We start from the raw sequence: 6,714 nt of genomic DNA, 5'->3' as shown, positions 1-6,714 counted from the left end.
AAACTTTAAATTTATAAATTTAAAAAATAAAAAAGTGAATAATCTCTCATTTTCATTCCCTTTCACATAGCTGTTGATTACATGATTTTTTCCGTTACTTCGCAGGTAATGAAATCTTGTTAATTTCATTAATAATCAGGGAATAAGGAGAAAATAGACCGGTTTTGTTTGGAATAGTAAAAATCTGTTCGTTGGGATATTGGAAAGAGGATTGGAAGTCCAGAAAAGTGACAATGGGAAAGTAATGAAATGAGGCCTTCAAAAAATGGAAGTGTGTATTTTTAGCTCAAAAGATTGAATAACAGCATATTGATAGAACCGATGTGAGCTCCGTAAAGACAACACCATTCCGTTCCTCAAAACTCTGTTTGAAGATTCCGGAAAATGTGCGACAAATCTATTCTATCCTATCAAAAGAAGTAACGTCTTTTACACCGTACACACTCCACTTCTTACAAAAGAAATTACCCTTTGATTGGCCTCGTCAATTTTTCTGTTGCTGAAAGGCTTCAGATAGGTTTCCGTCACCGTGATGGAGGAGTGCCCCATGGCTTCCGATATGATTCCGGGGTGTATCTCGCAATGGTAAGCCATTGTGGCCCAGGTATGTCTCGCCGCATAGGTGCTGAGTGCCGACTGCATTCCCAGACACTGCCTGAGTACTGCCAAACGCTGGTTGAATGCCCTGAGTGCCGACTGGTATTCCCGGTATGCGGCTTCCGTACCTTCCTCGCTCTGCAGGATGGGAAACAGATAGGGGGAGTCGGGGTTCCTGTCCGCCACCATCCTGACCATCTGCATGGCTTCGGGTGTGAGTGACACGGTTAGTGCCCGTCCCGTCTTCCTGCGCCTATAAGACAAGGTGTTTCCTTGTAAATCCCTCTTATGCAAATAGGCGAGGTCCACAAAAGGAATCCCTCTTAGCATAAACATCAGTACAAAGAAAATTTTTGTTTTCTGTCGGGTGTTGGGAGAATTATCGGTCTGCAGGCTCATCTCCGTCTCCCGCACCAAAGAGCCTATGTCAAAAGCTTCGAGCGCCTTTTTCCTATCTGCCCGTGTGCCGGTATACACATGCTCAAACAGCCTGGGTACATATCGCACCAGCTTTCTGTCCACCGCCTGGTTGTAAACCGAACGTATTGCTTTAATATAGGTGGATACCGTATTCCAACTACAATTCCTCTGCCTGAGGTAGTTTTCGAATCTCTTCAGTACGGTCGGGCTCAGTTTGCACATGGACATCGGTTGCCATTTGGTGAATGCCGAGAATGCATTCACCGTTGACTGGTAGATGTGTGCCGTCCCCCACCTGCCGCTTTCCCGGAGTTCCCCGATGACTGAGGAGAACATCTCTTGTAAGGTAATTTCATTTCTGCTCATTTCTAAATTATTTATAAATGGTTTGCCCTGCAATTACAAATAAATTGAATGAATATAAGATTCAAGAAAGAAACCATTAAAGCTTGTTCCTTTGCAACCAAAGTTGGAAGAACTGATCATATACCTGGTAAATACCTTTATCATACGTAATAAAGTCTTTTTCTAGCAGTCCTTTTACAGCTGAAGAGACAGAACTTGCAGATTGCAACTTGTATTTACGTACAAAGCCACCACTTGAGATAGCCTTAGCTTTTCCCTCTGCTGCTATTGCCATAAATACAATACGCTGCTTTTCGGGCATCTGATATAATAAGGCATCATAGGTGTCGGCAGAAAAGTCTAGAAGGTCGTTAATGGCAGTATCTATCATTGAGGGAATACATATTTCTCCAGTTCCGGTCATGGAAAATAAAATGTTCATAACCTTCTGCATATACGAAGTTATACCATTGAAGCGTTCATATAACTCTGTTACTACCAATGTATCTAAGAGTTTGCTTGCCCGCTCAAAGTGCTTAAGGCAGAACTCCGCGTATTTATCAACAGAAATGGGAGGCAGGTTTATCAATGTAACTGATTGATAGAATGGACGTGTCGGAGAAGTAAACATTGCCCCCATCAGATGCCTATGGGACCCGGAGAAGACAAAGTGGGCATTGGAACAGCGTTGTATATGTGTCCGTAATGCCGCTTCTATGTTGGGATCGTCTGCATATTTGGTTATTTGCTGGAATTCATCGATGGCGATTAGGCATGGTTTTCCGGCATTGTTCAGATAGGAGAATATCTCATCCAATGTTGCAGAGGGATTGGTTATAGCTCCCAGACCGATTCCCCACGTAGGCTGCCCATTCATGTCGAATGTTATTTCGGAGCGAAGAGAGGCCAGGACATTCAGGAAGGTACTCCATACGGATTTACCTTTTGGACGTAATTCATCCAGTACAGCCTTGCCGAAAACATTCACAAAATCGCGTACAGAGCTTGTGGCATAGATGTCGATGATAAAAGTGTGATAATGCTCCTTGATTTCCGGCTGTCCAAAACAATGCCGCAACAAGTCTGTTTTGCCTAATCTGCGTGGGGAAATCAAGGCTATGTTATTCTCATTCGTCAAAAGTGAGACGATTTTAGCCGTTTCTTTCTCTCTGTCACAGAAATATTCTGGTGACACATAGCCGTTCGTAACAAATGGATTTTTCATATGATTATTGAGTTTACACGCAAATATATAGAAAATATCACAATAATCATTAGATGATAATCATAAAATGATTATTAATAGAAGTGTGTGGTTAACTATCATATGAAATGGCTATTCTTTTCCTCATCCAAAGAATAGAGGAATAGCAATAGCCATTTTCTGTTTTAATCTTGATATTCAATTTCTTCACCAAGAACTTGACGTATCATATTATGTTCATTGCGATAGAGTTTACCATTACGCAGATAATAATAGTTAAAGTAACCGGCAAACTCAATAGTGGCATACTTTAGTGTGTCTCCTTGATTATAGGCTCTCCATGTACCCTCGTAAGAGCTGGAATCATCATATTGAATCAAGGTGGTGGAGTCGGATCGAAGGTTGAATTGGATACCGGTTTCAGTGATGAATTTGCCTGGAAAAGGATGTGTAGCTGCTGACTTCTTACATGAAGAAAAGCAGATGAGTGAAACTGACACGGTCAAAATGAATAGTATTTTCTTCATATCTGATATTTATAAATGAAAGATTGAAAAAAGGACGTCCTGCAAGAGGACGTCCCTTTTATTAAATTATATCAAGAATCTCTTCTTAATTATTTGGCACTCGGTGTACCGGCAGCCTTCTTAACGATGACTTTCAGGTTATCCTTGCTCAATACACCCCACTTGTAGTTGACATTTACAGTCAGGAACATGTTGTAGTCAACGTTAACCGGAGTACCATGGTTGTTGAAGTATGCCAAGTGAGTCGGGTCAGCTTTAGCTTCTGTAGCAGTAGACTTAGCTTTTGTCTCATCCCAGTTCATCATCTTCAATGAAGCATTGGTCGGCAACTTACCGTCAGTAGTACCCTCCTTATGCTCATAAGTGCTGGTTGCAGCATTCCAAGCCAAGCTGGTAGTGGTCTTATCAGTCAAGAACTTAACTTCACGCACAGCATAGTAGTCATACAAAGCATGTGCATAAACTTCATCACCAGTGGCCTTGTCAGCTACAGCAGCTACCGGCTTATTATTCCAGTCAGTGAATGTGAAGTTCTTGGCAACGCTCAAGAAGCTACCGTCAATTTCAGCATCAACGAAGTTGTCGCTGATAGAACCGTCAATAGTCAACGGGTTGATGAAGTGTACCTCAAATTCTTGAACTGGAATAACATTGAAGTCATTGTATGCAACAACTAGCTGTACAGGAACTTCCTTGCCAATCAACTTGAGGGCGGCATCAGTACCGTTCAAGTCATCTTTTTCGTGGAGACGGATGATACTGGAGCATTCATTTACGCTATTACCTAATTTTTCATCATAATTCCAAGGCAAGTTCTTTTTGTTTTCTGTAGCATCAGCACCCATCAGGTTATTGATAGTGGCAGCCAAATCGTTAGATTGTATATAATCATTAATTCCTGCATCCGTTCTACCGATGTTGCTGTTGTCACCTACAACTTCGTCTTTTGCTGTACCTTTAGTCTTATACCACAATTGAGTTTGGTCATCGCTTGTGACAAAGTCTTTCAAATGCGGATAAGTAGTCAGGTCTTTCATACGTGTTTCGTCAAAGATAAACTTAACCTCTGCACACTCACGAATATACTGGATGAATTGGGCCAAGTTGGCTGGTTTTTCTTTGGTCGGTTTATATACAAAGCCATTAACCAAGTGAGCTTCGATGTGGCTATAGTCTTTAAGCTCACAACCGTCTGGAGTACCCGGATATACATGCGGGTCTTTCTGTGTTCCACCGTCATTTGCAGTAGTGTAAACAATCGGATTCACATTGAAGACACCTTCGCCCTTACCATTCTTCCAGAAAGTACCTTGGTATGCAAACTTCTGTGCAGGAACAACAATTGTCTGCTTGATGTCATCATTCAAACCAGTTCCGTCAACGTACTTAACATCAATTTCAAATGTAGAAGCATAAGTCTTGTTTGCAGCATTGTAAGCCAATGTACCAACAGTCTTCGGATTCATAGCCCAAACCAAGTTGAAAGAAGTATTGTCCTCAGCATCCTGCAAGAAACCGAATACAAGTTCTTTGTTGTTATTGATGAGTTCACCGCCGTCTTTACCAACTTTATTTGCTCCTTCTTCCCAGTCATTCAAAGCATCTGTAGACTCTGCCAATGTGCTGAGGTCAATCTTCTTACCATCTTTTCTAAGTTCAAGGATTTCGATGTCCTTGTAGATGCTATGGAACTGAGTTTTACTCATACTCTGTCCACCATCGAACTTAACCATATGATAGATCTTCTCGTTCATTTCCTTAGAGAACAGCTGCTGGAACATGTCATGACAAGTTACAGTGTCGTTCGGGAATGTGATAGCAGCAATAGTCTGATCCTTTTCACCAGTCCAACAGATCTTAATGTAGCGAACTGCAATCATGTTACCGTTATTCTTATCCCACAACTCTGCGCGAATGATAGGCTCACGACCGATAGAAGTTTTGGAATATTCGTTGTCTCCCAACTCTACGTCATAAACTTCAGACTTCAGAGTATAACCATCAGACAAGATACGGCCGAATTCCTGCTCGTCTGTCTTGCGGTCACCCTGTAGATATTTGGCTTTTGCCAAAGCAAAACGGAACTCCAGACCATAGTCGGAGTAGTTGCTCAATTCCTTGTGGCTACCATGTTCGTTTTCTGCATAAGTATAGCATACTGTTACCAGTGTTCTCAAATCAAGCGGTTCGTCATATGCTTGTTTAACATCAACCAATACATCATTACCTGATTTGTACAAGCAGATAGAGTCATGATAGTGTACATACTTACCATCTTGTGTTTCATCAGCAAAGTTACCAATGATAGCTTTGTTAAAGTCAATCTTCTTGTTAGCCAGATAAGGGAATACTGTAGATTCTTCGATACGGCTGTATTCAGAACTTACATATACTTCTTCACCAGCCTTCTTTTCGTCATCAGTCAGGTTCTTGTCAGCAATAGGAGCTTTCAAGGAAGCCATCCAGAATGTCTCAAGCTTATCTGCTCCATGTGCTTCACCTGATGTACCGATATTTTCGTTCAGATATTCTTTATTCTTCTTATATTGTACAGTCAAAACACCGCCATCAACAGTATAATCAACAACTTCGAGAGGGGCATTCTCCAGAATTTCCGGAGTAGACTTAGTTACATTTTGAGATTTGATACCTTCGAACAACGGAAGTTTAATATCATCTTTCAACACACCGATGCTTGGACTCATCTTATAGCTTACCTCATTCTTTTCTGTAGAAATATTAAGAGTTTTGGCATTAGCTACAGCTTTATGGTCTACCATAGGCGTACGGGGATGATTTCCCGGTACCACATCATTCTGATGATCTGTTACAGCGGCATAAACCTGCGGAGTATACTGCAATGACAGTAATTCAATAGAAGGGATACCATTGATGTGTGTAGTCGGAATCAGTGTGAGGCTTGTCAAACGATGACCAATCAAGGTCATCACTTCTACGCTCAATTTTTCAACCTTAGTTGCGAGTTCCTTCAAATCTGCATCGGAGATGAAATCTTTCTGTAATTCTGCCTTCAGATCTGCAATCTTTTTGTCTACAGCATCCAGAGAAGCCAACTTGTCGATTTGCTTCTGTAGAGCTGCATCAGCATCCTCCAAAGCTTTCTTCAAGGCTGCAATGTCTTCAGAAGAAGCCCCACCTTGTCCTGCTTTGTCCAATGCTTCTTTAGCTTTGTCCAGTGCTTCTTGTGCTGCTGTTTTAGCATTAGAAGCTTCAGTTTTGGCTTCAGCGATAGAAGTCTCCAAAGTACTTACTTTAGAGTTCAATTCATCAAGTGAAGCTTTCTTGTCCAATTGTCCCTGCAAGTCCTTGATGTCGTCATCATAGTCCTTACAAGACGTGAAAGTTCCTGCAGTACCAGCCATTAAGACACTGAACAAGAATATACTTATGTTTATAATTGAAAACTTTAAATTTATAAATTTTAAAAAATAAAGAGTGAATAATCTCGCATATTTGGTATTACTTTCTCTTATTTTTTTTGTTAAAATTTTCCGTTACTTCGCAGGTAACGGAGGAATTTTCCGTGCAAACATAATCGTTTTTCTATAAATGAGCAAATAATAATGCTGTTTTTTTATAATTAATCGAAAAATCTGCATT

At 40.9% G+C, this 6,714-nt stretch carries 4 protein-coding genes; all 4 read right to left on the bottom strand.

The genetic code is table 11. From position 1 onward, the window contains the following. Positions 1–429: 429 nt before the first annotated feature. Positions 430–1,383: a site-specific integrase gene (locus HUX74_RS20590; protein ID WP_118936697.1), complete on the bottom strand. Its 954-nt coding sequence runs from the start codon at positions 1,381–1,383 to the stop codon at positions 430–432. Between the two features lie 76 nt (positions 1,384–1,459). Further along, positions 1,460–2,587 (bottom strand): ATP-binding protein, encoded by a 1,128-nt coding sequence (locus tag HUX74_RS20585; RefSeq protein WP_117601697.1) that lies wholly within the window; start codon positions 2,585–2,587, stop codon positions 1,460–1,462. Between the two features lie 164 nt (positions 2,588–2,751). Continuing rightward, positions 2,752–3,093, bottom strand: a complete 342-nt coding sequence (locus tag HUX74_RS20580; RefSeq protein ID WP_117601698.1) for a hypothetical protein — start codon at positions 3,091–3,093, stop codon at positions 2,752–2,754. Between the two features lie 89 nt (positions 3,094–3,182). Continuing rightward, positions 3,183–6,491 (bottom strand): PspA/IM30 family protein, encoded by a 3,309-nt coding sequence (locus tag HUX74_RS20575; RefSeq protein WP_254592916.1) that lies wholly within the window; start codon positions 6,489–6,491, stop codon positions 3,183–3,185. Positions 6,492–6,714 lie beyond the last annotated feature (223 nt).

Origin of the sequence: Bacteroides sp. Marseille-P8574 (genome assembly GCF_902825465.1) — a bacterium.
In the GTDB taxonomy this organism is placed as follows: Bacteria; Bacteroidota; Bacteroidia; order Bacteroidales; family Bacteroidaceae; genus Bacteroides; species Bacteroides uniformis.
This window is presented reverse-complemented; position numbering and strand designations above follow the sequence as displayed.